This window comes from Tissierella sp. P1, assembly GCF_002266425.1.
Taxonomy (GTDB): domain Bacteria; phylum Bacillota; class Clostridia; order Tissierellales; family Tissierellaceae; genus Tissierella; species Tissierella carlieri.
In genome coordinates this window covers 17,631-42,371 of sequence record NZ_NPMN01000011.1, presented here as the reverse complement: position 1 = coordinate 42,371, position 24,741 = coordinate 17,631, and the positions used below count along the sequence as shown (strand labels likewise).

General features: G+C 32.3%; 44 protein-coding genes. 8 read left to right on the top strand and 36 right to left on the bottom strand.

Annotated elements, in window-relative coordinates; translation table 11 throughout:
• Positions 1-38 precede the first annotated feature (38 nt).
• From CIW83_RS09585 to CIW83_RS09555, 8 genes are all read left to right on the top strand, one after another.
• Positions 39-857 carry a pyocin knob domain-containing protein gene (locus CIW83_RS09585; RefSeq protein WP_094900616.1) on the top strand — a complete coding sequence of 273 codons (819 nt, stop codon included), beginning with the start codon at positions 39-41 and terminating at the stop codon, positions 855-857.
• Positions 847-2,049, top strand: coding sequence for a sialidase family protein (locus CIW83_RS09580; RefSeq protein ID WP_094900614.1), 1,203 nt, complete (start codon positions 847-849; stop codon positions 2,047-2,049). The genes CIW83_RS09585 and CIW83_RS09580 overlap by 11 nt, the downstream gene beginning before the upstream one ends.
• Before the next feature lie 22 nt (positions 2,050-2,071).
• A complete protein-coding gene (locus CIW83_RS09575) occupies positions 2,072-2,395 on the top strand; it encodes a hypothetical protein (protein ID WP_094900613.1) in 324 nt (107 codons plus the stop codon).
• A gap of 37 nt (positions 2,396-2,432) precedes the next feature.
• Positions 2,433-2,579, top strand: a complete 147-nt coding sequence (locus CIW83_RS22825) for a CD1375 family protein (protein WP_201259771.1) — start codon at positions 2,433-2,435, stop codon at positions 2,577-2,579.
• 49 nt (positions 2,580-2,628) lie between these two features.
• Positions 2,629-3,147 (top strand): hypothetical protein, encoded by a 519-nt coding sequence (locus CIW83_RS09570; RefSeq protein WP_094900612.1) that lies wholly within the window; start codon positions 2,629-2,631, stop codon positions 3,145-3,147.
• Positions 3,093-3,692 (top strand): distal tail protein Dit, encoded by a 600-nt coding sequence (locus CIW83_RS09565; protein WP_094900611.1) that lies wholly within the window; start codon positions 3,093-3,095, stop codon positions 3,690-3,692. The genes CIW83_RS09570 and CIW83_RS09565 overlap by 55 nt, the downstream gene beginning before the upstream one ends.
• Before the next feature lie 99 nt (positions 3,693-3,791).
• On the top strand, positions 3,792-5,669 hold the full coding sequence (locus tag CIW83_RS09560; protein WP_143598544.1) for a phage tail protein: 1,878 nt from the start codon (positions 3,792-3,794) through the stop codon (positions 5,667-5,669).
• A gap of 27 nt (positions 5,670-5,696) precedes the next feature.
• On the top strand, positions 5,697-5,948 hold the full coding sequence (locus tag CIW83_RS09555; protein ID WP_094900609.1) for a hypothetical protein: 252 nt from the start codon (positions 5,697-5,699) through the stop codon (positions 5,946-5,948).
• A gap of 18 nt (positions 5,949-5,966) precedes the next feature.
• On the opposite strand, the gene CIW83_RS09550 is transcribed toward CIW83_RS09555, so the two are convergent.
• From CIW83_RS09550 to CIW83_RS09405, 36 genes are all read right to left on the bottom strand, one after another.
• A complete protein-coding gene (locus CIW83_RS09550; RefSeq protein ID WP_094900608.1) occupies positions 5,967-6,554 on the bottom strand; it encodes a hypothetical protein in 588 nt (195 codons plus the stop codon).
• A 23-nt stretch (positions 6,555-6,577) separates the two neighbouring features.
• The gene (locus CIW83_RS09545; RefSeq protein ID WP_094900607.1) at positions 6,578-7,270 is read right to left on the bottom strand and encodes a hypothetical protein; all 693 of its coding nucleotides are present in this window, start codon (positions 7,268-7,270) and stop codon (positions 6,578-6,580) included.
• 253 nt (positions 7,271-7,523) lie between these two features.
• Complete coding sequence (locus tag CIW83_RS09540; protein WP_094900606.1) at positions 7,524-8,333, bottom strand: hypothetical protein; 810 nt, start codon at positions 8,331-8,333, stop codon at positions 7,524-7,526.
• A gap of 73 nt (positions 8,334-8,406) precedes the next feature.
• A complete protein-coding gene (locus tag CIW83_RS09535; protein WP_143598543.1) occupies positions 8,407-9,018 on the bottom strand; it encodes a hypothetical protein in 612 nt (203 codons plus the stop codon).
• Between the two features lie 250 nt (positions 9,019-9,268).
• The gene (locus CIW83_RS09530; RefSeq protein ID WP_094900604.1) at positions 9,269-9,493 is read right to left on the bottom strand and encodes a hypothetical protein; all 225 of its coding nucleotides are present in this window, start codon (positions 9,491-9,493) and stop codon (positions 9,269-9,271) included.
• Positions 9,494-9,545: 52 nt separating this feature from the next.
• Positions 9,546-9,863, bottom strand: coding sequence for a hypothetical protein (locus CIW83_RS09525; protein ID WP_094900603.1), 318 nt, complete (start codon positions 9,861-9,863; stop codon positions 9,546-9,548).
• The gene (locus CIW83_RS09520) at positions 9,863-10,207 is read right to left on the bottom strand and encodes a hypothetical protein (RefSeq protein ID WP_094900602.1); all 345 of its coding nucleotides are present in this window, start codon (positions 10,205-10,207) and stop codon (positions 9,863-9,865) included. The genes CIW83_RS09525 and CIW83_RS09520 overlap by 1 nt, the downstream gene beginning before the upstream one ends.
• A gap of 3 nt (positions 10,208-10,210) precedes the next feature.
• Complete coding sequence (locus CIW83_RS09515; protein WP_094900601.1) at positions 10,211-10,504, bottom strand: hypothetical protein; 294 nt, start codon at positions 10,502-10,504, stop codon at positions 10,211-10,213.
• Positions 10,505-10,514: 10 nt separating this feature from the next.
• Entirely contained in the window at positions 10,515-10,796 is a 282-nt protein-coding gene (locus CIW83_RS09510) for a hypothetical protein (protein WP_094900600.1), read from the bottom strand.
• A gap of 10 nt (positions 10,797-10,806) precedes the next feature.
• Complete coding sequence (locus tag CIW83_RS09505) at positions 10,807-11,397, bottom strand: hypothetical protein (protein WP_094900599.1); 591 nt, start codon at positions 11,395-11,397, stop codon at positions 10,807-10,809.
• Positions 11,398-11,411: 14 nt separating this feature from the next.
• Complete coding sequence (locus CIW83_RS09500) at positions 11,412-12,137, bottom strand: hypothetical protein (RefSeq protein ID WP_094900598.1); 726 nt, start codon at positions 12,135-12,137, stop codon at positions 11,412-11,414.
• The gene (locus CIW83_RS22220; RefSeq protein ID WP_158220076.1) at positions 12,138-12,305 is read right to left on the bottom strand and encodes a hypothetical protein; all 168 of its coding nucleotides are present in this window, start codon (positions 12,303-12,305) and stop codon (positions 12,138-12,140) included. It lies immediately after the preceding gene.
• Entirely contained in the window at positions 12,306-12,593 is a 288-nt protein-coding gene (locus CIW83_RS09495; protein WP_094900597.1) for a hypothetical protein, read from the bottom strand.
• Positions 12,593-13,174, bottom strand: coding sequence for a hypothetical protein (locus CIW83_RS09490; protein WP_094900596.1), 582 nt, complete (start codon positions 13,172-13,174; stop codon positions 12,593-12,595). Before CIW83_RS09490 ends, CIW83_RS09495 begins: the two co-directional genes overlap by 1 nt.
• Positions 13,175-13,186: 12 nt before the next feature.
• Positions 13,187-14,512: a DNA cytosine methyltransferase gene (locus tag CIW83_RS09485; RefSeq protein ID WP_235601286.1), complete on the bottom strand. Its 1,326-nt coding sequence runs from the start codon at positions 14,510-14,512 to the stop codon at positions 13,187-13,189.
• A gap of 1 nt (position 14,513) precedes the next feature.
• The gene (locus CIW83_RS22820) at positions 14,514-14,726 is read right to left on the bottom strand and encodes a DNA cytosine methyltransferase (RefSeq protein ID WP_201259769.1); all 213 of its coding nucleotides are present in this window, start codon (positions 14,724-14,726) and stop codon (positions 14,514-14,516) included.
• 15 nt (positions 14,727-14,741) lie between these two features.
• On the bottom strand, positions 14,742-15,269 hold the full coding sequence (locus CIW83_RS24325; protein ID WP_201259768.1) for a phosphoadenosine phosphosulfate reductase family protein: 528 nt from the start codon (positions 15,267-15,269) through the stop codon (positions 14,742-14,744).
• Complete coding sequence (locus tag CIW83_RS24320; protein WP_201259767.1) at positions 15,235-15,747, bottom strand: phosphoadenosine phosphosulfate reductase family protein; 513 nt, start codon at positions 15,745-15,747, stop codon at positions 15,235-15,237. The genes CIW83_RS24325 and CIW83_RS24320 overlap by 35 nt, the downstream gene beginning before the upstream one ends.
• 107 nt (positions 15,748-15,854) lie before the next feature.
• Positions 15,855-16,757: a DNA methyltransferase gene (locus CIW83_RS09475; protein ID WP_094900595.1), complete on the bottom strand. Its 903-nt coding sequence runs from the start codon at positions 16,755-16,757 to the stop codon at positions 15,855-15,857.
• Between the two features lie 4 nt (positions 16,758-16,761).
• Complete coding sequence (locus CIW83_RS09470) at positions 16,762-18,153, bottom strand: DEAD/DEAH box helicase (RefSeq protein WP_094900594.1); 1,392 nt, start codon at positions 18,151-18,153, stop codon at positions 16,762-16,764.
• Between the two features lie 43 nt (positions 18,154-18,196).
• Entirely contained in the window at positions 18,197-18,835 is a 639-nt protein-coding gene (locus tag CIW83_RS09465) for a hypothetical protein (RefSeq protein WP_201259766.1), read from the bottom strand.
• Positions 18,835-19,008, bottom strand: a complete 174-nt coding sequence (locus CIW83_RS22215) for a hypothetical protein (protein WP_158220075.1) — start codon at positions 19,006-19,008, stop codon at positions 18,835-18,837. The genes CIW83_RS09465 and CIW83_RS22215 overlap by 1 nt, the downstream gene beginning before the upstream one ends.
• A complete protein-coding gene (locus tag CIW83_RS09460) occupies positions 19,009-19,191 on the bottom strand; it encodes a hypothetical protein (RefSeq protein WP_094900593.1) in 183 nt (60 codons plus the stop codon).
• Entirely contained in the window at positions 19,192-19,743 is a 552-nt protein-coding gene (locus CIW83_RS09455; RefSeq protein WP_094900592.1) for a hypothetical protein, read from the bottom strand.
• A gap of 26 nt (positions 19,744-19,769) precedes the next feature.
• A complete protein-coding gene (locus tag CIW83_RS09450; protein WP_094900591.1) occupies positions 19,770-20,093 on the bottom strand; it encodes a nucleoside triphosphate pyrophosphohydrolase family protein in 324 nt (107 codons plus the stop codon).
• Positions 20,083-20,256 (bottom strand): hypothetical protein, encoded by a 174-nt coding sequence (locus tag CIW83_RS22210; protein ID WP_158220074.1) that lies wholly within the window; start codon positions 20,254-20,256, stop codon positions 20,083-20,085. The genes CIW83_RS09450 and CIW83_RS22210 overlap by 11 nt, the downstream gene beginning before the upstream one ends.
• Before the next feature lie 78 nt (positions 20,257-20,334).
• Complete coding sequence (locus CIW83_RS09445; protein WP_094900590.1) at positions 20,335-21,351, bottom strand: sigma factor-like helix-turn-helix DNA-binding protein; 1,017 nt, start codon at positions 21,349-21,351, stop codon at positions 20,335-20,337.
• A complete protein-coding gene (locus CIW83_RS09440) occupies positions 21,348-21,554 on the bottom strand; it encodes a sigma-70 family RNA polymerase sigma factor (protein ID WP_094900589.1) in 207 nt (68 codons plus the stop codon). The genes CIW83_RS09445 and CIW83_RS09440 overlap by 4 nt, the downstream gene beginning before the upstream one ends.
• An 18-nt stretch (positions 21,555-21,572) precedes the next feature.
• Positions 21,573-21,788: a hypothetical protein gene (locus CIW83_RS09435; RefSeq protein WP_094900588.1), complete on the bottom strand. Its 216-nt coding sequence runs from the start codon at positions 21,786-21,788 to the stop codon at positions 21,573-21,575.
• 3 nt (positions 21,789-21,791) lie between these two features.
• Positions 21,792-21,962 carry a hypothetical protein gene (locus CIW83_RS22205; RefSeq protein WP_158220073.1) on the bottom strand — a complete coding sequence of 57 codons (171 nt, stop codon included), beginning with the start codon at positions 21,960-21,962 and terminating at the stop codon, positions 21,792-21,794.
• Positions 21,959-22,699 carry a hypothetical protein gene (locus CIW83_RS09430; RefSeq protein ID WP_094900587.1) on the bottom strand — a complete coding sequence of 247 codons (741 nt, stop codon included), beginning with the start codon at positions 22,697-22,699 and terminating at the stop codon, positions 21,959-21,961. The genes CIW83_RS22205 and CIW83_RS09430 overlap by 4 nt, the downstream gene beginning before the upstream one ends.
• 15 nt (positions 22,700-22,714) lie before the next feature.
• Positions 22,715-23,146 carry a single-stranded DNA-binding protein gene (locus CIW83_RS09425; protein ID WP_094900586.1) on the bottom strand — a complete coding sequence of 144 codons (432 nt, stop codon included), beginning with the start codon at positions 23,144-23,146 and terminating at the stop codon, positions 22,715-22,717.
• Positions 23,139-23,420: a hypothetical protein gene (locus tag CIW83_RS09420; protein ID WP_094900585.1), complete on the bottom strand. Its 282-nt coding sequence runs from the start codon at positions 23,418-23,420 to the stop codon at positions 23,139-23,141. Before CIW83_RS09420 ends, CIW83_RS09425 begins: the two co-directional genes overlap by 8 nt.
• Positions 23,413-23,598, bottom strand: a complete 186-nt coding sequence (locus tag CIW83_RS09415; RefSeq protein WP_094900584.1) for a hypothetical protein — start codon at positions 23,596-23,598, stop codon at positions 23,413-23,415. Before CIW83_RS09415 ends, CIW83_RS09420 begins: the two co-directional genes overlap by 8 nt.
• A 12-nt stretch (positions 23,599-23,610) precedes the next feature.
• A complete protein-coding gene (locus tag CIW83_RS09410) occupies positions 23,611-24,234 on the bottom strand; it encodes a hypothetical protein (protein ID WP_094900583.1) in 624 nt (207 codons plus the stop codon).
• A complete protein-coding gene (locus tag CIW83_RS09405) occupies positions 24,227-24,736 on the bottom strand; it encodes a hypothetical protein (RefSeq protein ID WP_094900582.1) in 510 nt (169 codons plus the stop codon). The genes CIW83_RS09410 and CIW83_RS09405 overlap by 8 nt, the downstream gene beginning before the upstream one ends.
• Positions 24,737-24,741: the final 5 nt, after the last annotated feature.

Sequence of the window (24,741 nt, the reverse complement as noted above, 5' to 3'; positions counted from 1 at the left end):
CTAGCAAAGTTGCATAAATAATGAGAGAAGGTGATTTTATGAGTGATGGATTAATCACACGACAGGAATTGTCACAAACACTAAAAGATGAACTTGACAATAAATTGGATAATTCAATGATAGTTAATAATCTTGATGAAACTGAGATAGGAAAAGCATTAGATGCCACTCAAGGTAAAGTATTGAATGGGAAAATAAATAACTTATTCTCTAAGGGTAATCTAGGTTCCGTTGACTTTAATATGTTAACTGGTGAGGGTTACTTGGGAATAGCATTAGGCACTTCTGAAAACAACGCTCCAACTAACGGAAGCTATTATTATATTGTAAATTTAAAATATAATCGTGGTGGTGGAGATAATGATAATATAAAACAGATAGCTTGGGGTTATTCAGATAATGTCTTGTTCACTAGACATAGGTATAATAACAACTGGACATCTTGGACAGAACAAATATCATCACTAGGTGGGAATTTTACTGGAGAAGTTAATCATGGATATAATTTAGTAACAAACCCATCTTTAAAAGCATACAGAGAAAATGCAATTGTATTAGATGGTATTTCCCCTATAATAAATATACTGCAAGGCAATATGTTTATTCATACTATCACTGGCAACACAGAATATATGATACCGAGTAATCAGGATATTAGTTATGTAGATTCTTTCACGTTAACAATCATTCAAGAAAGTACTCCTAAGTCAATAGCATTTCCATCTAATGTTGTTTGGGTAAATGGGATACCAGACTTAACAAAAGCCAACACAGAGTATATAATTACTTTTATATCTTCTTCAAAAGTTGCTAATAGGTGGATAGCAATGTTTGGAGGTGGTGTGAGTGTTAGCTGATAGAGTCAGATTAGGTGTTGAAAAAAAGGGTGGAATGGTTTGTGAATTAATTGATAGAACTACCCCAACTACAGTAGTAAATCAAGCTTATACAACTAAGGGGAATGGAGGTAGAAAGTCAGTAAGATTGTCAGATGGAACATTAATAGCAAGTGCTAGAAATGCATCAACTACTTTGTATATTTATAGGAGTTTAGATAAGGGTGAAACTTTTACTTCTCCTACAAATATTAATACGAGTGGAATACCTAATGATTGGGCAATCGTAAATAATAAAGATTATATTTTTATTATTTTGGGGGTAGGTAGTAGTACAATTCAAGTAGTCACTCATAGAAGTAGAGACTTTGCGTTTATTAGGAGAGATAACATAAGTGTAACTTCTACTTCATTAGGTAATATATCAGCAACAATAAACAAGGAAGGTACTGAAATTCATGTTTGTTGGTCTGATAAAAACTCATTATATCCTAATACTACTAATATCAGATATTGTAAGGGTGTTATAGGTAGTGATGGAAAGGGTATATGGGACACTCCAACACAAGTTACTATTGCTACTAGTAATGGCTATTCTTTTGAATCCCCAAGTATAGTATTAGATAGTAATGACTATCCACTGATAATTGTAGCATATAAACAATCAAGTTATTACCAAATTAGAGCAATTGGTAAAAATCCAAACCTTCCTAGTACACATGCGGGGGTAATTAACAGTTCATGGAAATTATCTATAATCTATCCTACTTCATTTACTGACCCATACCCTCAAACAGAACCATCCGTTTGCAAGGATAACGATGGAATAATTCATGTATCTTGGCATGGAACAGATAATGTAGATACAGTGGCATTAAATACGAGATATATATACTCAATCGACGATGGGGTTACATGGATTAATTCTGTTAAGATAACCTCTGGAAATAGCTGGAATAGGGGATATCCAAGTATAACAGTTGATAAAAATAATAGAGTGTTTATTGCTATAGATTATAAAGGAGGTCAAGGGAGTTTTAGCCAGATAAGTCTATGGGATGTTAGTGAAAAAAAGTTCATAGCAGTAACTAATTATAATTCAGGTATGCCATCAACTTTAATTGACAATACGTTAGAATTTGAAAGACCCTTAATGATTTTTACGGACAATTTAAGTGGCTCAATTAAGTTCTATGGTAAGTGGTATGAATAAATAAAGAAAGGATGATGTAAATATGAGAATGGCACAAGTAATTGATGGTGAAATAGTTCAGTATGGGTTACCTACTACTGGTGAATTAAAAGATGGTAGTTCTGTAAGTGGCTATCATCTACAAGATATTGAAATTCTACTAGCTGAAGGATGGCTACCATTGGAAGATGTAATTCCAGAGCATGATGTGGAAAATCAATATATTTTAGATGATGGTTACGAGATTTTGGAAGATAAGGTAATTAAAAAATATAAAATTGAAGATAAGATCATACCAGAGCCTGAAATTATAGATGAATATGTTGACGATGAAAAAGTTGCAATGGCTGAAGCATTATTGATTTAGAAATGAGATTATCGGAATTAGAAGGAGGTAATGTATAATGTTAAAGAGATATTTAATAGTTAGTTATGGAATATTAGTCAAAGCTAAAATGTGGAATTTAGAGGAAGTTGAAGGAGAAAATAAACCTTTAGTGCCACAGGAATATCAAATTGCAGTAGCTGAATATTTAGTAGGACAAAATTAATGCCTAGAAGGCTTTTTTTATTGCCCTTCTTTTCTAATGAGGTGATAAAATGACAAGTTATAACTCAGGAAAAGTATACAACAAGAAATTACCAGATGGCGGAGCAAATTATAATTCAGGGCCTTTTGCTATTATCATACTAGACAGTGGGTATGGACTTGATAGTATTAAAGATATATTCGCCAATATTCCTATTTCAGATAATGCTATTGCCGATGAAAGCATAGCCTTAATTGCTAGTGTAGAAGTTTTAGACAAATCCATATCATCAGATGACAATATTTCTATAATTTTAGATGTAAACATATCAGACTCCGCAGTTGCAAATGATTCTTTATCATTAACTGCAAACTTGAATATTTCGGATGCTGGATTTATCACTGACTCTGACGTTAGTGTTGCTGGTGCATTCTTCGTTATCGACTCAAATAATATCTTACATCCACTAGGTGTTTTAGTTACTGGCGATAGCGATATGAACTCCTTCCTGCTACTAGAGATTACACAGACGAAATACCTGGTAGGCATGGTGAATTTGACTTTGGTACTGAATTTAAGTCTAAGATGATGGAATTACACGTTGCTACTGATGAAGGTAATTCTCCCCTTGAAAAGGCTCATTTACAAAGGCTATTTGCTAAATATCTTAATCCTACTAAAGGATATAAAACTTTGATATTTAGTGATGATGTGGAAAAAACTTATATGGTTAAGTATTCTGGTAAGATTGATATTACTAATTATGCTAGTTGGTTCCAATTTGTATTACCATTTAAAATGAGTGACCCATTTATCATTGGCTCATTCGAAAAAACTTTAACTGGTAGTGGTAATCTTGTAAATGAAGGTACTTTTGAAACTGGATTAATAGTTGAAATTTCTGGACCTGTTACGAATCCTTCCCTTACTATAGGTGGAGAAACATTAACCTATACTGGAACTATTCCTAGCGGACAAAAACTTATTATCGATACTGAAAAAGAAACTGCAAAGATCGGTTCTAATAATACTATGGCTAACTATAACGGTGTCTTTCCCCTACTATATCCTGGAAGTACTAACGTAGTATCTAATAGTAATGTAATTGTAAAATGGCATGATAAATGGATTTAAAGAAGGTGATTTTATGCAAATACCTAAAAATATACAAATAAAAGTTAATGGTAAAACTACTGCCTACCTCTCCCCTTCTGCTGATGGCTTAAAAGAGTGTTGGCAGATGCTCGACTTAATGGAGAATCTATCCTAGAGCTTATGCTCCCTGCTACTTCTGAAAAAATAAGTGAACTCACTCCTGAATGTGAAATATGGGCTGGTGGTAGAGTCTATATTCTTCGCAAAGATGAAGCTATAGATACTATTAGAGATGATAAAAATGTACTATGGACTAAGGTTATGGCAGTTGAGAAATGGTATGAACTAGATACTAGTTATGTAGAGCCTTCTATATCCAATGACCCTACTGCCCGACCTCCTGCCGACCTTGCTGTTATCATTGTTGGTGGTGGTTCTAATTTAAGTGGCAATAGATATTCTACTGGTACCGCTGCCCATGCTCTATATGCTATTCTTCAAGGCTCTGACTGGACTATGGGTACTGTTGATGTAACTGGTATTCGTGACCTTGAAGCTGAAAAAGTTAGTAGACTTGAACTTATTAAGATGATTCAAGACATTTGGGGTGGCTATCTTGTATTCGATAGTATCAATAAGATTATTCACTTAAGGGATGCTGGAAAATGGCAACCTTATAATGGATTCCAAGTTAGGTATAGAAAAAACTTAAAACATATCACTAGAACTCAATCCAATAAAATTGTAACTAAATTATATGCTTTCGGCCATGATGATTTAGATATAGCTGCAGTAAATGGTGGTAAGAAATATATTACTAACAATAGCTATACTTCTAGGGAATATGTAGGAATTTATAAGAACCAAGATATCTATAGTCAATCAGAGTTAAAAGAAAAAGCTATAGCTGAATTAGAATTAATCTGTAGGCCTAGATATTTATATAAAGTAAAGTTAGTTGATGTTCGTGTTCTTCCTGAATATGAACATGAAGATTATTCTCTAGGTGATATGGTAGATATTATAGATCCTGATATTGCACCTGATAGTCCACGGCCAAGAATTATTAGGCATAAATATAATTTGTTTCAACCTTGGCAATGTGAATTAGATATTGGCGACCCAGAAGAAAGATTAATTGAGCAATTGAAAGCTTCTTTTAATACTACTGGATTTATTGATGGAAAGTTCAATGGAAATGGGCAAATGAGTGGTAATTATTTGGAGGATATGACTGTAACTGATGCTAAGATAAAGAATTTAACTGCTGATAAAATAACAGCTGGAACCATTGATGCAAATCTAATAAATGTTATTAATCTAAATGCTAGTAATATAACTACTGGCTATTTATCTGCTGATAGGATTAAGGCTGGTAGTATCACTATAGGAAAGGTTGATAATGATTTCGTGAAGGGTCTTGACTTGATTAAAAATCCTACATTTCTGTCCTATGCAAATGAGACTAATAGGCTGGGCAATGTTATAGTTAATCAAGGTACTTTAATACAACAAAACGCTGAACAAATTTCTTTGCAGGCCGCTAGGGTGACTAGTGTTGATAACAGGGTTACGAGTGAAGCTGCTAGGCTTGATGTGAGAGCTGATAGGATTCAATCTACTGTTGAGAGGGTAGATGACGATGTTAATGGTAGATATGGTATCAAGTCCGAGATAAGGCAAATGGCAGATGAGATTACTTTGAAGGTTGGCGATGATGAGGTAATTTCTGCAATTAATATGTCAAGAGAACAGATAACTATAGATGCTGATAGGATTGATTTAAGAGGGGTTACTTCTATATATGGAGACAATAGGTCTGAAGCTACATTTGATAGATATGGAGATTTTTCTATATACCATGATAGAAATACAGTGTTTTATATCTACAATGGATTTGACTATGTTGATTTAGGAAGTCTTATAGGGGTATTCCTTAGAGTATCTGGTGCTACAAGAAGTTTTGTACCTCAAGGTACTTGGGATTTTTCCAATGCTAGAGTAATCGGATTATAATGTTTTATTATTTAAGGGAGTGATTTTATGAATAAAAAGGTATTAAATAAAGATATAACTATTCAGGATGACCTAGTAATTATCACTGAAGAAATTGAGACTAAGTTAGATAAGATTCAGCTTGAAATGAAATTAAGAGATATTCAAATGCAAAAGAATAGATTGCAAGAACAAAATTCAAGATTAGTTGGTGAGTATAATCAGTTAGTTACAGAGGAAGCTGAAATTAATAATTTAATTATACAACTTAATTCTAATGAAGGAATAAAAGAAATTTAGGGGCTATATGCCCCTTTCCTACTTAATAAGAGGTAATATATTTTCTTTAAAATAATTATACTCTATATAGCTTTTATTCTGAAAAATATGTGTTTCAATATTTCTTAATAGAATTTCCTCATCGCCATTTCTTAGGTTATTTGTATGATAAAAATAAAGTTCCTTTGTTTCAGGTATAAATCTGAAGTCGTATCCTTGGTCTATGTGCTTTTCAAAAATTTCTCTAGGTAATATATATTCTACTCCATCAACAACAAATAATTTATATCCATCTTTTTCGATATCAATCATATCCTTGACCTTCGTTTCTTTTATAGTCATAGATCTATTTGTATTTATCTGTATCTCGTTTTTCTCCCCTACCCACTCAAATCCTACTCCTATTGTATCACATATTTCCCTAAATGTTGCTGCTGGGATGTAATTGTAACCTTTGTAAATTAGCACTGGTAATTCTTTATTGGCGAATTCTTTTCCGTCTACCATAAGTTTAGTTTCAGATTTCTTTAGAATGTAATCTTGCACTACTGCACCTACTGGAATAATACCAAATATCAACGCTCCTAAAACAAAACCTATTATCAGTTGTTTATTCTTTTTAAGCACAACGTTTCCTCCTTAGATTTTTATTATTTATTCATGGCAACAAAAGATTGCTCCTTCTCTGGAAGATTTTCCAAAAGATAATTATACAGATCTGCTCCATCAAAAAATATGAAACTATTTTTTCCGTCTACGATGGCATTTATTATAGTTTTTCTTTCATCAATTGTCTTAATATTTTGTACTACTTGATTTTTCTTCATAGCTGCAGCTGTACCAAGCATTCCTTCTGCAATTACAGTCCCCCCTACTGACATATTCCCTCCTTTAGTTTCCATTTCTTGCTTCATATCTCCTTTGACGGAATAAAAGTTTATGTTATCAATAGGAACTTGATACTTCTGGATATCTTCTCCATTGATTAATAAATTTAGACTATTCTCCCCTACCCATATATTTACTGATGCTTTATTGGATATACTGCTATATCCATTTAGATATTGAAATGATGGACAATCTATTGGTAAACCATATGTTTCTAGTAGAGATTGCTTAATACTGTTTTCTTTTTCCTTCTTATGATTTTCTTCTCTTATTTTCTCTCCCGCATTTCTTCTTTCTATGTGTACACCCCAAATAGTAAATATTATGCCTATAAAAAATGCTACAGTCCAAAAGAATCCATCACCTACATTTCTTAAATGGAAAATATCTGGAATTACTGTTGCTAATGTATAAGAAACTATACCCCATAAAAATACTAACATAAACCAATGCATAAAATCCCCTCCCCTTGCCATAATTTTACCCTAACAATAATATTTTATCAATAAATTATGCCAAATATTTCCATTGGTATAGGTAAAGAAAAAACCAGTATAAAACTGGCTTTTATTTTGGCTTGTATTGGATTTTATTTAGTATATTCATACAAAATATATACAAATGGTATAAAGTTCTTATATGGTGCTATAAGTAACTATGGTGGGATAATAAATTTTTAGTAAATTTTAAATCTAATTATTAGTACTCTTAAGCAATCAATAATAGTACTAAACAAATAATAATTAAGACAATAAATCCTTTAGTAACAAATTTTTGATTCTTATTATTTTTTTCTATCTTTTCATCCAATTCTTTTAAATTATTATTTACTAAATTCTCTAAAGGCATTAAGAGTTCTTTTAGTTCTTTGCATTCAGAGATTATTGTATCTATACACATTTTAAACACTCTTAATATATTTCCAGTTGCAATATTATCCCTTTCCAAATCATCAGAATTAAATCCAATTATTATATATGTTAATTCCCTATAATAATCTAGCTTATCATTAATCCTATTTATTCTTCTATTTATATCCTCGTAGGAAATAATAAATATATTACTTTCCACTAAGAAGCTCTCTTTGTCTTTTGTTGAACTTTGTAATAATCTCAATAATTCTTCTTCGTTACCTTTAAACTCTTTATTAGTAATATTAAATTTTTCAACTAAATAATTATTTAATGGTGGTAAGTAAGATATTCTGTCATATATTATGAACTCACTAACAGTCTTAATTTCTTCTTGTTCTATTTCTTTTTGGTCTAATACATCACCAAAGAACTTACGATATTTTGCACCGTCAAGTCTACTTATTCTATTCACAGATTCATTAATTGAATTTAACACAAACACTAATTTTGTTAAATCTATTGATAAATTTTTTAATGATTCTTTTTTATCTAATAAATAAGTTAAACCTAATATAGTTAATCCTATTATCGCAGAATAGAAAAACCCTATTACTAAATCTATTGCAATTTGATTTCCCATTATATCAGAAATCCATTTATACATCTTAAATCCTCCCTTTAAAGATATATTCTACAAATGTTTTGAAAATCCTTTTTATTTTATTAAATTAACACTGCTAAATTGCTGGCTGTATTCCCTCTAGTTTTTTTAAGAAAATAATGTTTTCGTCCCCTATCTCTTCCTTCCATTTATCAAAATTAACCATGATGCCATGCAAATATTGAGTATAATAAATTATATTCTTAATATCTTTAGGCATATCTTTAAAGGTTTTGTACAGATAATTTCTCTCAAGAATGCGATTAGCTCTTTCCGATTCGCTAGTGGATTCTATATATTTTAAATCATTCAATGTTTTACAGCTATTTACCATACTATTGCCTTCTCGATTATATTCCTTTTTAAGATATTCCAATATACTTCTAAAATAATTTGGATTGTTATTGGATAACCCACACTCATCCCATCGTTGAGCAGATAAATCTAGTATATATAGGGACATAGCTTCGCATAAGGTTTCTTCAAACCATTTGATAGTGATATTTTTATCTATCTTGCCTTGTCTAATAGCATAATGCGTTAATTCATGAGATAACTGATATATGTATTGACAGTAGTAACTTGCACTTTCTACTGAAGTACATAACCTAATCGGATTTCTATTAATTATAAGCATCGGACATGATGAAATTGGTTCATTAATAAGTATACATTTTTCTGCTGCCATTACATCTTGTCCAAAGATTTCGCAGAAAAATTTGTATGTAAAAATAAATAAGCTATATGTTATATTTTCTTCATTTTGGCTTGGAGTTAAAATCATCCAATTATTATGTATTAAAGTTCTCAGATCACTACCCCCTTTCTATATTTCTCCTGACCTAATACCCAAATTATACCATACTCGTCCACGATATGTAATATAAAAAGGCTCACCTATTACTTCTAAGCGAACCTTATACTTGAAATGTGTCTATTTAACTATGATAAAATTGATGTAATATACCTGAACAACCTTCTATGAATCCCTCTAGTTGATCATATTCTCCATCTGTCCAATATTCTGTAAAATCATCAATGTCTGTATATCTTGTGCCATGCCCTGTACTTTCTAATTTTACTTTGTTGACTTCTCCGTTATGTTCAACCTCGAATTCAATTGTTCCGATATTACTGTCATGTTTAAAATTTTTAATTTTCATGCTTATTCTCCTTTCAAATTTTATCTATCACACATAAATTACATTATTCGTCTTACGCATAATATACCGTACAAGTATATCCATATCTTTTCGCCCATTTCTTATTTATTCTATGTTTTCTATGAGTCTTATTTTGACTATAAAGCAATCCTAAAATCCTCACTTTTGGCATTAACTGTTCTATCGCTTCTATTGATACCTGAGATACATCCATTGAAAAAGATATCTCTCTAGGAGTTCTAATTGGCTCAATTTCCTCTATTCTATCTGTAGTAATGTTAATATCTGCTATTTCATTTAACTCCATTTCTTCGCCTGTATTTAGGTCTTTGATGAATATCTTTCCTATATCTAATTTATCTGGTGGCATTAGTTTACCTCCTTATACAGTTCAGGTAATGGCTTCCATGCTATAACATATTTGTTGTAATCATCTGCCCCATATTTCCAGCCAAATACTTCAGATAAGAATAAGACCCTTATTTGTGGCTCATAGTCTGCAATCTTAATTGTACATAGAAATTTTCTATGGTTTGGATGCATATCATCAAATTCATTACATTCAGTGTCATTAGGCAATCTTTCGCTTACTGGTATCCATTTATCCTTTAGTTGTTTTTCAAGTATGTTTATTGCTAATTCTAAACTCCCTTTATCTACATGAAAATATTCTTTTATATATCGAAGTTCATCTATTGTCTTTTCAATATCCATTAATCATTCCCCCTTCTCTAATTGCAAATCACAATCCCACTTCTCATTAAATTCCTGAATCTTATCTTGTAACAACTTCATATAACCTTCTAATTCTTCTTTACTACCTATTCGGCTATAAGTTACTGTAGTCCTTTTTTTAGTTGTCTTATTGACTCTTTTGGCTTTATAACCTTTCTTTAATTCCTCTAGATATATTAAGATCATTATATAGTCGTATCCTTTAGCATCTTTCTCTTGAAAATCTAAATTTACTGATGCATAATTCTTTTGAAATTCAGTACATATGGCATCCATATAGATCCTCCTATAGTAGTTTTATTTGCCCCTCTACTTGCTTAACGTTCCTTTTCTTATATTGCCTTTGTTCGGTCTTATCCTTAAATTTATTACAGGTATATCCTTGTCCGTCTTTATAATAGAGATTATTATAAGGAAAAGTATCTGGTTCAAACATAGCTGTAGCTATTTCCTTTTCTATACTGCAACTATTATTACTTGGGATTCCTTCTTTATCTGATTTATATTTTGAGCATCTAAAACAATATCTTTCCATAAAAACATGATATTCTGTTCCATTAGAAAACATATAATCACCCCTAACAAATATCTTTTTTATATTGGGTATTCCCTAATAACTGCTCTGCATAGGTTTGAAGTGTTCTATTTAGTAGTCTTATATTTCCTCTATTAGCCTTCTTAATAGCTTCATTTGCTTCAACTTCTGCTTTTTTAACCTCTATCTCTTCCTGAAGGTTTTTAATTTCTAATTCTAGAAGTTTTATTGAAGTATTTATGTCTAAATCTTTCTCTTGTAGTAACTTATTTTCTTCCTCCACTTCCTCTTGTAATCTTCTTATTTCATTTTTAAGGTCATTGATAACCATTAATCGTGTCGGTTCTGGAAACGCAAAATTTATGCGATATATGGTCCTTATACAATCATTATCTACTACTAGGCATATATCATTATTTAACATAAAATCCTTAGTAGTTTTATCTCCACCTATTTGACCTCTATATATTAACTCTGAATATTGATATAGTTTATTTATTTCTTTTACTATCTTTTCATCTTCGGTTGATAAATATCTTTTAATTTCCTGCTTATCTATAATTCCTTTAATTCTCTCTACATATCTTTCTTTAGCATGATTGGTTATATCTATGTTAATCCTCGCTTTATCCAATGTCCTCACCTTCCTTAATTTGAGTTTGCTTTTAGCTTTTCCGTCATATCTAGTATTGTCTTTGCACTTTGACTAAGCCTTTGTATGTCATATGTTGATAATCCATCATTAATAGGAATCTCATCAAAATTAATATAGTTAGTTCCGAATTTTTCTTTCCATTGTTTCTGTAATTCTTCGTATCTTTCTTTATAATAACTCCTATCTAAATCATCTAATTGTCTTTCTAAATCCCATATCTTATCTGCTATCTCACGGCCTATACTTCTTAACTCCTTCTTAGCCTTATAGTCTTCTAACATCTCCGCTCTTGTTCTATATCCAAAGTATCTATCCATCTTCCAGAACATAATATGCAAGAGTATGTCTGGATTAATTGGTTGTTTTCTATAAGGAGCTTTCTTAGATGTTCTCAATTTATCGGTTTCAGGATTATAAATCATATGCCCTACTCCTACTGGCAATTCCCCATCTTTTATAATGCCTTTAGGGGTAACAAAATAAAAAATATTACAATTTTCCATATATACAGGGTGCTTTTGGTCACTAAGAAAATCTTGTCTGGATATTTTTATCTCATAGCCTATAACAGTTCTAGGTGACCATGTTTTCTTAATAGCTACTGCATCCATTATTTTACTTCCAGCTGGACCTATTTTTACTTGAGATGCAAATATATCTTCTAAGTTTTCATGTTTATCTTTTAGTGCTTTTGTAATAACACCTTCGCTTAAATTCATCTATAATCTCCCCTTTATCACTTTCTCAATCTGCTTTCTAGTCAATCCTTGTTCTTCCAAATATTTGGCTTTCTTCTCGCAATCTTTACATCCGTACACTTCCATTGGACTTGTTCTTTTAAGGTATAGGTTTTTACCTTTGCAATATGGACATTTTGGTCTGAACATCTATTCTTCACCCTCTATTTCATATATTGGTTTTCCTATAGTCAATAAATATCTTTTAAATCCAAGGAAATTAAATTTTGGAGTAAAGGTAATAGTCATAGAATAACCACTATACAGAAGTTTGAATTTCTGCATTGTTTCTGTTATTTTGACATCTCTATTCTCAGCATTTCTAATATTTTCTTTAAGAGAAATTTTAAAATCATATTTTATTAGAAACTCTTCTTTATCAGGAGTTACAAAGGATATTATCTCGTCATTTTCTAGATTTGTTATTGATTTTACCATCACTCTTCCCCCTCTGACCACTTCTTTATTTTCTCTATCTCCTTGTCCAATTCTTCATCTGTCAATTTCTCGACTCTTTCCCATTCGCTGTCCATTTCATGAACTGTTGGGTGCTTTTTACTCATCACTATATAAGACACTTTCTCATCTCTGGATTTCTTTCTTTTATAATCGCAATAATCCTTATTTGTATAACGATCTATTTCTGTTGGGTCGAATGGCTTACTACAATGAGGACAATGTGGCATTAATCCCTCAATATAGCTACCCTGTAAAGTCCTAAATACATTCATCCTAAATCTTTTAGTGTGTAGTGCATTTATCTCCTTTATATATTCATTCTTTTTCTCTATTAGCTCGTTTCGTTCTTTATTTAATCGAATTTTTTCTTCGTTGTACCATTCTATATTTTCACTTAGACCTACTAGGGCATCGAATGGATGAATATAAGCATTACATTTAGTACATTGAACTAATTTATTCGTTGTATCTATCTCATATTGCGGTGGTTTGCATTTGCATATTTTCTGTGCGTTTCTATTTATTTTCATTATTTGAAAATCAATTATTTTATTTTTCAATATAAATCACCCCTAACCTATTTCCTCTAATGGCTCTATATCCTCACATAACTCAGGTAAATTTGCCCTAACCATAGCTTCAGGCAATACTGGAGATACAGAATTTCCAACATTGTGTACTTGAGCTGTCTTTGGATAACGCTTCCCGGTATAATCATGGTCTATAATATAATCTTCTGGAAATCCTTGAGCCTTAAACAGCTCATGGGGTTGTAGCATTCTCATTCCTATATCTATTATTCTGTAATCTTCACCTTTGATAGTCACTAATCCAAATCTATCTTTAGTAGTAATAGTATGAAGTGGTTCATCCAGCCTTTGCCCTATATCAGATCCATAGTATTTCATTAAAAAAGCCGTAACTAGGTTTGATTTATCGACTGTTGTAATAGTAGCTAATGGCTCATCTATTTTATGTCCTGTCGAACTTTTAAATTGTCTTGCAATAAAAGCTGTTACTAATCCAAATCTATTCGCTGTAGGTATTGTAGCTATAGGTTCATCTAAAGTCTGCCCTCTCACTTCATTATCTGTGGTTTCTGTATAATAAGTTGTTAAATATGGAGTAACTAGGCAATGTTCAGCCTTAGTTGTAATTGTAGTTAGAGGTGTATCTAGTTCATATTGAAGGGCATCTTTAGCGAACCCAGTTTGTCCTATTCTAACTATGAAAGGACTTGGATTATCTATTACAAACTTCTGAAATCCTCTTGCTATTCTTCTAAGTGTATTCTCTGCTAGTGGCTTTTTCCTAGTGAATATACTAGGGCAAGGAATACTCCAATCAATACATTCTGCTGCTGTTCTCCAAGGTTTTAACATTCCCATTCTTGCTTCAATCTGCTCTGGGTCACCATGGGTTGGCTCTGGCCATACTATAGGCTTTCCGTCACACCTTGCAATCATGAATAATCTTTTTCTAGTAGTTGGTGCTCCATAATCACAGGCTCTAAGTTCTCTAAAGTCAACTTTATAACCTTGCTTTTCTAAGGCTTTGATGAATAATTCAAATGTATGCCCTTTTTTATCCAGGTCTGGTTCCATTACAAGATATTCTTTAGGTACAACTTCTCCTGGTTCAGCAACTCTTGTCCATTCTTTGTACTTAGGTTTATTGTGACCTAATGTAGTTTTAACGATATATCTGCCAGTCTTAGAATCTACTTTAGGTCGTAGAGGTCCCCATGTCTTAAATTCTTCTACATTCTCAAGCATGATGACCCTTGGTTTAACCATCTTAGCCCATTTTACTACCACCCATGCAAGCCCTCTCACATTCTTGTCGACTGGCTTTCCACCTTTCGCTTTTGAAAAATGACGACAGTCTGGCGATGCCACATCAAGCAACTGGCTTTCCCTGCGTTGCTTCTAAAGGGTCAACTTCCCATATATCCTCAATGTAATGCTTAGTGTTAGGGTGATTGGTCTTGTGCATCTCTATTGCCACTTCATCGTGATTTATTGCTATATCTACACTTCTGCCAGTGGCTAATTCAATACCTGTACTGGCTCCACCGCCTCCTGCAAACGAATCTACTATTAATTCTCTCAATTTTTATCAACTCCATTAAAGTAATTTCAATTGCTCTTGTCCGTCTTTAACTTCACTTATAATTCCATCTTCATAGACTTTATAAGGAACGTCTATATATTCCAGTACCTCGCCCATGCCTAAATCTTTAATGCAATATTTGTACAATTGTGGGTGAGTTTCTGCCATCTTTTGAAATCTGTTAGGTAAATCCTCTAGATGAACTCCGAAGGCACAAAACATGCATCCTGTTCTTTGCACTCCTGTAGTTCTATAGATGCCATTTTCATTTACCACTTCTCCATATACACTTGCTATATTTAGGTTGTTTTCAACAACATATCTTAATATATCTTGCTTAGTCCAAAATCCTAAAGGCTGGCTTTTAGGTGCATTGGCTTCATATACGTTACATCCAGTTTTACTATATTGTCTTTGTCTTTGAAATCCTTCGTCTTGAGTAATACCGATAAATGGGTATCTTCCAGTTTCTCTATGATATTTCTTAAATGGATTTTTCTTCATCACATCACAACATTTTTCTGATGTTATCAAATGGAGCATCTAAAAGGATCTTCCAACACTCTGATAGCTTTCCTAACTTCCCTCGATCATCTCCATACAGTAAATAATTTCTATATTTATCTGATAAATTTCCATGTCTTAGTTTTCTTACCTTTGCAGCTGTTTCTTTCGATACTACTGGATATCCATATTCTTTTATTACCTGTCTAAATGATTTATTTGGTCTTATAACTTCTATATTTTTAAATGATTTTACATGTTCAACTAATTCAGGGTATTCAAGCCCAGTATTTGAAAATACCGCTGGAACGTTACCTCCTAAAATTGACCTTACCATGTGTAATAATACTGTACTGTCTAATCCACCACTAAAACTTATATAAACTTTTCCTTCCCAATAGTTGTACCAATCCTCAATTCTTTGTTCTGAAAGTTTTAGTTTCAATTCATAAGGAAGGTGTTTTCTTTGACTAAAAGCCCAATCTTTGAGTTTTAAATCTATATCTTGTATATACAAATTTCTTCACACTCCCTACTTCAAAAATGTTATACTCTAACTGTGTGTGCTTGTGGAGAAGTCGCCTCGGTCGCCAAACTTTAGTGACTTCCCCTTGCACATGCCCATTACTGTTTTTCTAATACATCAAATATTGATACTTGATTACTTTCTTGAACTGCCATTATGATATTTTTATAGGAATCTTCAAAATATTTTTCTTTTAATTCAATTCCTATTCCTTTTCTTCCCATCTTGACGGCCATATATATTTCACTACCAATTCCTAAAAATGGACTGAATACTATATCTCCTGGATTGGTCCATAGGTCAATCGCTCTTTCTATTACATCTAGTTGTAAAGGACATATATGTTTCTCATCTTTATCTTCTTTGGCCTGCTGTACATTTAATACATTAGTCCTCTGAATGTCCATCCATACTGGACTTGCATATCTTTGCCATATAGGAAGTGGAAAATCTTCTTTCGTATGCTCTACTGGCTCAATTAAATCTTCTTCATCTTCCTCTGCCCATTTTCTAAATATTACTAAGTAGTCAGCTAATCCTTGTCGGCTAAAACTTGCATCTTTCCTTACTTGTTTATAAAGTAGACCATGGGCTTTAGTCTTTTGCATTTCTAATACTGGGTCTGTCCAAATACAAACTTCACTATGATATTGCCAGTTAGACCTTTCAAAGTGTTCAATTATTTTTCCTCTAAAATCTGTTAATCCTGCTCGGCCATCCCTACCTTTATACTTCACTAGCTGTTTACAATGTACAGCACACAATCTACCTGGTTTTGTTATTCTATAAAGTTCAGGAATAAGGAAGTCGAATTGTTCAAAGAATTCATCTATATCCTTGCAATTTCCCATATCTGCTAGATCATCACTGTAGATATAAAGATTAGCAAATGGAGGACTAAATATCGGGAAATGCACTGAGTTATCTGGTATTTCTTTGATTATCCTTACACAATCGCCATTGTATATTGAGAAATTCTCTCCTTGGTATTGTTTTGTCACTCTATCACTCTCCTACTGCCCATTTAGGCAATTCTATATTTATATCATCTAGGTTCAATTGAAATTTTGTACCTTTAATACTATGGCCTTGGATTTCTTTGATGCTATTGAACATATTTTCATTCATTTCATTGTGAAGTTCTTTTTTTCTGTTAATAACATTTAAGATATTCATTTCAGTACTTCCGATTACTATATTGCTGTATACTTCTTCCTTTTGACCAAATCTGTGAAATCTCTTTAATGCTTGATAGTAGTCTTCATAGCTATAGCTAAGTCCACAGTGAGTAGTGTTTGAACAATTTTGAAGGTTTAAACCATAACCAAATATAGTAGGTTTACTTATTAGGATTTGAATATCTCCATCTATAAATCCCATTATGGATTCTTCTTTTTTCTCTACCTTGTCACTTCCCCTAACCTCTATGGCCTGAGGAATATATTTTCTTAATAAGTCTGCCTCATAGTTAGTGTCACACCATACTACATGTTGTTTATCTGGTTTCATTGCCACTATCTCGGCCGTCCTTATTGCTCTCTTTTCAGCTGTAAATCTTTTCTCTTTATGATAGGCCGTTGCATTAGTTTTAATTTCCCTTATGAACCCATCTTCTAGAGTTTTATCTAATAGACTTATATCTACTATCTCTGTATGTTCATGTAGTTTTGGAAGTATATAACCTTCATCACTATAAGGACCTATATCTGATGGCTTACTAATACTAACTGCCCAAGTCGATACCCACTCCCAAAACGGTTTTATTGCATGTTTCTTTAGTCTGTATGTTCCCATGTTCTGAGTGTCATTTATAAACCACATTGCTAAAGCTTCACTACTACTCATTATCCCTAAGAATTCAGCTTGGTTTAATATCTCCATATGGTCATTGGGTGCTGGTGTAGCTGTACAACTTAACCTATAAGGTGTCTTTTCAAATGCTTGTACTAACATTCTCTTTGTTTTTCCCATAAAAGACTTTAAGATACTGCTTTCATCTAAGACAACCCCCACGAATTTATCTAGGTCAAAGTGATCTAACATTTCATAGTTGGTAATATTGATTCCTCGTTTCACATCTTTCTGTTTCCTCGCTATATGTGTTTCTATACCGAACTTTTCACCTTCTCTTTGAGTTTGTCTACTTACGGCCAATGGTGCCACTATGAGTACATCTTTATTTGTATGCCTATGGACATTATCTGCCCAATCTAACTGCATTATGGTTTTCCCAAGTCCACATTCGGCGAACAATGCACTTCTTCCTTTTCTTAAATTCCATGATGTTATTTCAGCTTGCCAATCAAAAGAGTGCTTATTTAGCTTTTCTGGACTAACTTTTATTCCTGCTGTTTCTTCTATCTTTTTCTTTCTTAGTAGAAAATCTATATAATCCATTTTCGCCCCCTTAATATTGTCTTTATCTAGTCATCTTTTCCATCTATTCTACCTCAACCCTTTCAAATTCGATTACCCATACCCAAGGATTAGCTTCCCATCCGTAACTATTAAGGTCTTGTTTATTTATTGTAGAATTCCATAAATCTATAAATTTGTTTGCTGGGATACTCTCTCCTTTAATCCACATACCTTCTTTAATCAAATCTGTTAAAGTCATTTCTTTTAATCTCTCTACTCTTATATCAGTAACTTTTAAAAATATCCTTGCTGTTTCTTTTGTTAACCAATAAGGAGGTAACCACCTTTTAATTAATTCCCATTTAGATAATCTTTCGTATTCTTCATCTGATACACTAAATTCTACAAGTGAGTTATCAGCTTTAAATAGCATTTTGACCTTCTTTCCAATGTTCTTCATTGATTGAATCATTCCTGTTTCTCTAACATAGAGAATATCTCCAATCTTGTAAGGTGGATTAGATAGTGTCCACATGTTTCCTTGGTCATTATCTACTACCCTTGGAATACCAATCTCGGATGCTGTTAACTTACCTTCTCTTGAAGGTTGTGGCTTGATTACTCTCCTAGTAGTTGTTTTTCTATTATCAAGAATTGCCTGTGTCATAGGTGTATTAAAAAGTATAGGTTTGGCTATCTTTAGCAACTCAATTCTATTCATCACTTTATCACCTCGTTTCCCTCTAAAGGTATATACGTTGCCATATATCCAAATCCTTTAATTTCAATTGCTTTGTGTGTCTGCAATAAAAATGCTAAATGCAACATCTTATCTTCTTCTAACTCATGATAGTCCAATACTTCTTTTATATTTGAATCTTTTGTCACTATCATTTAACCCACCCCATCTTTCATATATTTCCTGCAATATCTACCATGTTGAATATCTGAAGGTATTCTTTTGTATTGATGGCATATAGTTGAAAGTCCTAGTTTTCGATACTTACATGTATTACACATTGGTTTTCTCCTAAATTTATTAGGAAATAGATTGAGGAAATCATACATGTTGTCCATCTACTCCACCTCCACCAGCTTCATTACTTGCAAGTACGACTCTACTGTGATTTTAGATATGCTCTGTACCTTATAAATTCCATTTCTTCTTTGAAACTGTGCTTGTTGCTTACTAAGAAAATATTTCTCTACCTTTAGTTCTTCCAGTACCTCAGCCCATGTTTTATTGTCTAAGTAGAAAAGTTTTAAAATCTTTTGTTGCATCTGAGATAATCTTCTAAATGCAATATTTAACTTATCATCTATTAAATCTATACAGAATTTTTCTTCTAACAAGCTGTTCTTAATGCTTTTCATATCTTTATCCCACATATTTTCAATATTTACTGCTGTATCTCCTGTTGTATCTGATATTTTGCCCGATGGAGGTATATCACTTATTACCTTATTGCCTATGACTTTGGTATAAATATAACTATTTGCACTTCCTATTTTATTGGTATATTCATATAGGCTTAATTCTCTGTCTAGACTTTCCTTTATGCCTTGGATAGTCGGCCACACTTTTATTAAGTTCTCTGTTTGAATATAGCTAATGTATTCTACTGCCATTGAGTCACCCCTTTGTATTACTTTCGCTACTCTGTCCTATGAATTGATTTTTCTTTTTCAAAACCTTTTGGATATCTTTTTCTCAATTTATCTATATTGTGAATTGCTACTTCTTCTATAGTAATTCCTAACCCAACACAAGCTTCAGCTATATACCAAAGTACATCTCCTAATTCATCTATCAGCTTTTCTTTATCCAATTCATGTCCTTGAAAATAAAACTTCTTTAAAACATCTATGCACTCTCCAGCTTCTCCATTTAAGCCCATTAAACCGTTTTCAATTTTATCTGATTTGCATTTTGTATCACTCGTTCTTTGTGCTAAGCTTTGATATTCGTTAAAATTCACTTATTATTCCCCTTTCCTTTCTCTCTATATAAACATGCCTTTCATCTATCACAATTTTCCCTTTTCCTAAGTGTTTTTTTGTTATATTGATTTTTTCCTTGAAAGTCCTAAATGGTATATATTCAACTACTGTTAATTCTTCAAATAGTTCTTCCAGCTCCAATTCTCTCCCCTCCTTTGATTTCCTTGGAAATTACAATAGTTTTACATTTCTCTACTAGGTACATCAAATTTCTATCTATTAAGCTACTTGTTGACTCTGTATTGTCAAATTTAAGTCTTTGAATCCTAATACCTTCATTGCCTTTAAAATATCCTCTAATTGAGCTGTAGCATCTTCTACTGTTAACTTAAATGTCATTGTCATGAAACCATCTTGTTGTTTTAATTCAGGTTGACTTATTACTTCTTCTGGAATGTCTAATCTATGTTCTACTGGTGCAGGCGAATCCGCAGTTTTTTCTACTAGGTTTTCTTTCTGGCTTTCCTTGGCAACCCTATAATATTCTATATAGTTACGAGCTGTTGTATAGGATACTCCTGTTTGCTTGCTTATTTGGTTTGCATTTAATTCAGTTTCCTCTGATAATTTCTTTGCTAAGTTATAATTTGGAGTTTTTACTGGTTCAATTGATTCATGTTCATTTTTTCTATATTCCTTAATATATTTTTTGGCTGTTCCATAGGATACACCTGTTTGCTTTTGAATTTGAGTTGGAGTAAGGTCCGTTTCTTTTGCCAACTTTACTGCTTCTGCAATAGCATCTTTAACAATGATAATGTTGTTCTTCTCAGCCACTTTATTTCCCCCTTTTAATCTATTTTGTAATTTCATTAAAATCCTGCTTACATGGACTTGGCTAATACCTAGGATTTGTCCTATTTCTACTTGAGTTTTTTCCTGCAATCTAAGCTCTACTATTTTTCTAGAACGTTCATCTAATTTATTTAAGAATAATTCGATTTCTAAATTTGAGTCGAAGTCTACCTCAGTGCCTAATGTATCTGCCAGTATAGTTGGACTTCCTTCATCTTCATATACTTCTCTATCTAGTGAGTCTATAGACTTGCATCTGTAATAATCTAATGCATTCTTAACTCTCTGTATTGGCATCTCTAATATTTCTGCTATTATTTCTGGATTCTCATTTACAAGGTCAACTTCTGATATTGCATAATAATCTATTTTAGATTGCCTTGTAAATCTGACCGTATCTAAATTGTCTCTAAAATATCTCTTGATTTCTCCCTCTATCATGGTACTGCATAAGTTGAAAATTGCACCTCATAAGATGGGTCAAATCTGTCATATGCTTTTATCAGACCTATAGCTCCAATGTTTGTTAAATCTTCTCTGTCTATGAATGGATTATCTGTTATTCTATAGGCAAGTTTGTTTACCACCATTCCTACCAATCCCATATTTTGCTGTATGAAAGTATCTCTATCCACTCCCTTCATGACTTCCTCCTTATTTAGCTATATATTGTTTTCTTTTGCCCATTTCTCGTATGCTTCTTGAAATTTATCTGGTGTAAAGGTACTAGATAACCCTGTCTTGCAGTCTGTTATGATAACTTCACAATCTTTAGTTATTGCAAAACCCATTTCTAAGGCTCCTAAGTTCGTAAAGAACATTTCTAAAAAAAATGATATTCTTCCTGAAGCTTCTTTCTTTTTTTCAACTTCACTCACACTCTAACCCCCCTTCATTCTTTTGGTAGCATGGTATAAATAATCTCCGAACGCTCTATCAACCTCTAGGAATGCTTTTTTCTCTTTTAGCTTTTCTTTATAACAAAGGTACTTGTCGCAATCACTGTGACAACCTATTTCTCTATCTGGGCAATCGTAACAAGGTTTATTCATTGACTCACTTCCTTAATCTTGTATTCCTTTATTTTAAAATTCACTTTTGAGAAGCTTTCACGGTATCCCGATTTGGTTTGAAATATGATGTGGTTGTCCGTTTCTTCAATAAATTTCCCTACAAAACAACTATCTAACTTCTCATTTCCAGAACGTGGAACAAATACCTCATACTGTTTTCCTGCTATAAGACCGCTATACTTTTTTATTTCTTCTACTGTTAGTGCATCCTTCGGAGTTACTAATTTCATTTCTCTTGGCATCGGGTCTATTTTGTGCTTAGAATTAATGTCTTCTTGTTTTTTTAGTTGATCTAGTCTAACTACTATCTTTGCTATAGTACAATTTAATTCTTCTGCTAATTCTTTATGAGTAAGAACATCCTTGAATTTAAAGAGATATTCATCCTCATTCTCTGAATATTTGTAGTTGCAGAATCCAAGCTTTTCTTGACTCTTTAAATCAAATATTCTATTTCTAATTGCTGAATAAGTTCCACCAAGATACTCCGCCATTTTCTCTACAGACAGATATCCATAGGTCCCTATAATGAAATTTTCTTGAAACTCTAATACTTCAGCTGTGATGTTAGACTTTTGCAACATTCTTTTTCTTCTAACAATTGCTTGTATGCTTCTTTCTAGCTTTTTAGCAATTACTTTATTTGACTCATTTGATTTCAAAATGTATTTATCTTCTTCAAAGGTCCAATCTTTATATTTCACCCCTATAGTCAAATTTCACACCTCTCACTAAAATGGAATATCATCCGAGTCCGTTGGATGGAAACCTTCTATTCCACTAAAATCAAAGGAAGAATCATTATTGCTTTGAGATTTATTTGAATCTCCCCATTCTAAAAACTCCACATTTGTAGCTACTACTTCCGTTGTATATACTCTAACTCCATCTTTTTCATATGAACCTGTTTGAATCCTTCCTTGGATGCCTACCAATCTACCCTTTACTAAGAAATTAGCTGCTGATTCTGCTGTCTTTCCCCATACAGTGATATTGATAAAGTCTGCTGTAGGTTGACCTTTTGACTCCATTTCTTCCTTCTTGGCCTTTGATAAATCTCTATTTACTGCAAGTCCAAACTTTGCAACTGCTGTACCATTACCTGGTAAATATCTTAGTTCTGGATCTCTTGTTAATCTTCCTATAAGCACCACATTATTCATTTACAACACTCTCCTCTACAAGTTCATCTCCACAGAATGGACAATAATCAGTCATAAGGTACTCTGTTTTTTTAACCTTAACTTCTTTTCCTTTCTTACTCAATTTAGTGCCTTCTATATTAATTGGTATTAAAAATCTAACTTTACCGTCTTTGAGTCCTATCATTTTATTTTCAAAATTTGCATATTGAATTTTTATATCTTTGTAGTTTTCATTTTTTAATGATAATTCCTCTTTAAATCTCTTTTCTGTGGTTAATATACAATTACACATTCTCAACACTCCCCTTTTTCTTTATAATTTCATCTATTTTGGTATTGTATTGCTTGTTAAAGGTGTTTCTGTCCTTTGATAAATCCAAAATTCCATGTAACATAACAAATTCTTCACCGTTTAACTTGGAATCCCTTATACTTTCTATCAGTAAGTCTAATCTTTCTTCATAAATCATTGATTATCCCTCCTATTTAACTATTTTTAAATGTTTAGGTCTTGGCTTTGACACTTTAGTTGTAGTACCTGTTTCCTTATCTAGTAGGAATTGATTTCCCTTACTGTCTGTATGCATTACATATGTCTTAATTCCATTTTCTGTTGCCCATTCTTCCAACAACGAAGAGTAACCCTCTAATTTCCTCAAATCACTTGCACAAATCATACTTTCAACGCAAAACATTAAAATATCACGATTATAATATTTCCATAGAAAATCTAATATCTTATCACCTGTACCTATAGGCACGTTAGAATCTAGCGTATTAATATAATTAATGGTATAAAAGTAATCTTTCATTTCCCATTTATAACCGTCATATTCCTTGGCTATAGGGAATATATTCATGAACTCTTTTGGAGTTAAAAGCCCTATGCAATCTTGTATTATATTTATAGTCTGAAATCTGTGAGTTACTTCTTCTCTGGTTATATATTCTAATCTTGGTCTTGTAATAATTGCTTTTACTCCATAAAAGATTGTTTTTTTGATATGCTCCGATACTTTATTTTCTTCCTCCAATACTGCTAACAATGATTTAAAGTATGCCCTCATGTAAATCTCATGTTTGTTTTGTTTAGTTATATTAGTCATCATTCATTCCTCCAATTTCCTCTGCCACCATTACTGCTGTTTCCCAAAATGCCTGTAATAAATCTTCATTTAAGACTTCTATATCAGGTTCAAATTGCATCATACTTTTAAATAGCTTTACACTCCATTCATAAATTCCTTTATCAGATGATGTTCTAATGGTCTTTGTCATCTTTTCATATGGAATAAAATTATTTACTCCAATATGTTTATATTTAATTTGAATAAATTCTATTAGCTGATCTATCCTAAATAAGGGAATCTCTATATATTCACCTTCATCAGGCGATTTACTGAACAGCATTAGATTATCTGCATCATAATCGTAATACCAATAATCTCCTTCTCCTCTGAACTCTTCATCTACTCTTGCTACTGTAAATTCCTTATCTTCATCTACAGAATAAATTAAGTCACCTTCTTCGATTTCCCACCAATCAATAAATACTTTCTGAACTTCCTTAGGTAATTCTAAAAACTGCTCTGCTGTAATGTAATTCATCCAAT

Bases quoted from the DNA above. Each gene is read 5' to 3' on its own strand.
- CIW83_RS09425 (WP_094900586.1), bottom strand. From the start codon at position 23,146: ATGAATAATGTGGTGCTTATAGGAAGATTAACAAGAGATCCAGAACTA.
- CIW83_RS09440 (WP_094900589.1), bottom strand. From the start codon at position 21,554: ATGAAGGGAGTGGATAGAGATACTTTCATACAGCAAAATATGGGATTG.
- CIW83_RS09445 (WP_094900590.1), bottom strand. From the start codon at position 21,351: ATGATAGAGGGAGAAATCAAGAGATATTTTAGAGACAATTTAGATACG.
- CIW83_RS09455 (WP_094900592.1), bottom strand. From the start codon at position 19,743: ATGGCAGTAGAATACATTAGCTATATTCAAACAGAGAACTTAATAAAA.
- CIW83_RS09585 (WP_094900616.1), top strand. From the start codon at position 39: ATGAGTGATGGATTAATCACACGACAGGAATTGTCACAAACACTAAAA.
- CIW83_RS22825 (WP_201259771.1), top strand. From the start codon at position 2,433: ATGTTAAAGAGATATTTAATAGTTAGTTATGGAATATTAGTCAAAGCT.
- CIW83_RS09570 (WP_094900612.1), top strand. From the start codon at position 2,629: ATGACAAGTTATAACTCAGGAAAAGTATACAACAAGAAATTACCAGAT.
- CIW83_RS09540 (WP_094900606.1), bottom strand. From the start codon at position 8,333: ATGTATAAATGGATTTCTGATATAATGGGAAATCAAATTGCAATAGAT.
- CIW83_RS22215 (WP_158220075.1), bottom strand. From the start codon at position 19,008: ATGATAGTGACAAAAGATTCAAATATAAAAGAAGTATTGGACTATCAT.
- CIW83_RS09515 (WP_094900601.1), bottom strand. From the start codon at position 10,504: ATGGATGCCATATGTACTGAATTTCAAAAGAATTATGCATCAGTAAAT.
- CIW83_RS09470 (WP_094900594.1), bottom strand. From the start codon at position 18,153: ATGGATTATATAGATTTTCTACTAAGAAAGAAAAAGATAGAAGAAACA.
- CIW83_RS22205 (WP_158220073.1), bottom strand. From the start codon at position 21,962: ATGAATAAACCTTGTTACGATTGCCCAGATAGAGAAATAGGTTGTCAC.
- CIW83_RS09465 (WP_201259766.1), bottom strand. From the start codon at position 18,835: ATGAATAGAATTGAGTTGCTAAAGATAGCCAAACCTATACTTTTTAAT.
- CIW83_RS09530 (WP_094900604.1), bottom strand. From the start codon at position 9,493: ATGAAAATTAAAAATTTTAAACATGACAGTAATATCGGAACAATTGAA.
- CIW83_RS22220 (WP_158220076.1), bottom strand. From the start codon at position 12,305: ATGTTCAGACCAAAATGTCCATATTGCAAAGGTAAAAACCTATACCTT.
- CIW83_RS09460 (WP_094900593.1), bottom strand. From the start codon at position 19,191: ATGGACAACATGTATGATTTCCTCAATCTATTTCCTAATAAATTTAGG.
- CIW83_RS09495 (WP_094900597.1), bottom strand. From the start codon at position 12,593: ATGGTAAAATCAATAACAAATCTAGAAAATGACGAGATAATATCCTTT.
- CIW83_RS09415 (WP_094900584.1), bottom strand. From the start codon at position 23,598: ATGATTTATGAAGAAAGATTAGACTTACTGATAGAAAGTATAAGGGAT.
- CIW83_RS09525 (WP_094900603.1), bottom strand. From the start codon at position 9,863: ATGCCACCAGATAAATTAGATATAGGAAAGATATTCATCAAAGACCTA.
- CIW83_RS09575 (WP_094900613.1), top strand. From the start codon at position 2,072: ATGAGAATGGCACAAGTAATTGATGGTGAAATAGTTCAGTATGGGTTA.
- CIW83_RS09420 (WP_094900585.1), bottom strand. From the start codon at position 23,420: ATGTGTAATTGTATATTAACCACAGAAAAGAGATTTAAAGAGGAATTA.
- CIW83_RS09405 (WP_094900582.1), bottom strand. From the start codon at position 24,736: ATGAATTACATTACAGCAGAGCAGTTTTTAGAATTACCTAAGGAAGTT.
- CIW83_RS09555 (WP_094900609.1), top strand. From the start codon at position 5,697: ATGAATAAAAAGGTATTAAATAAAGATATAACTATTCAGGATGACCTA.
- CIW83_RS09545 (WP_094900607.1), bottom strand. From the start codon at position 7,270: ATGCATTGGTTTATGTTAGTATTTTTATGGGGTATAGTTTCTTATACA.
- CIW83_RS24325 (WP_201259768.1), bottom strand. From the start codon at position 15,269: ATGCTCCATTTGATAACATCAGAAAAATGTTGTGATGTGATGAAGAAA.
- CIW83_RS09500 (WP_094900598.1), bottom strand. From the start codon at position 12,137: ATGAATTTAAGCGAAGGTGTTATTACAAAAGCACTAAAAGATAAACAT.
- CIW83_RS09520 (WP_094900602.1), bottom strand. From the start codon at position 10,207: ATGGATATTGAAAAGACAATAGATGAACTTCGATATATAAAAGAATAT.
- CIW83_RS09410 (WP_094900583.1), bottom strand. From the start codon at position 24,234: ATGACTAATATAACTAAACAAAACAAACATGAGATTTACATGAGGGCA.
- CIW83_RS09510 (WP_094900600.1), bottom strand. From the start codon at position 10,796: ATGTTTTCTAATGGAACAGAATATCATGTTTTTATGGAAAGATATTGT.
- CIW83_RS09535 (WP_143598543.1), bottom strand. From the start codon at position 9,018: ATGGCAGCAGAAAAATGTATACTTATTAATGAACCAATTTCATCATGT.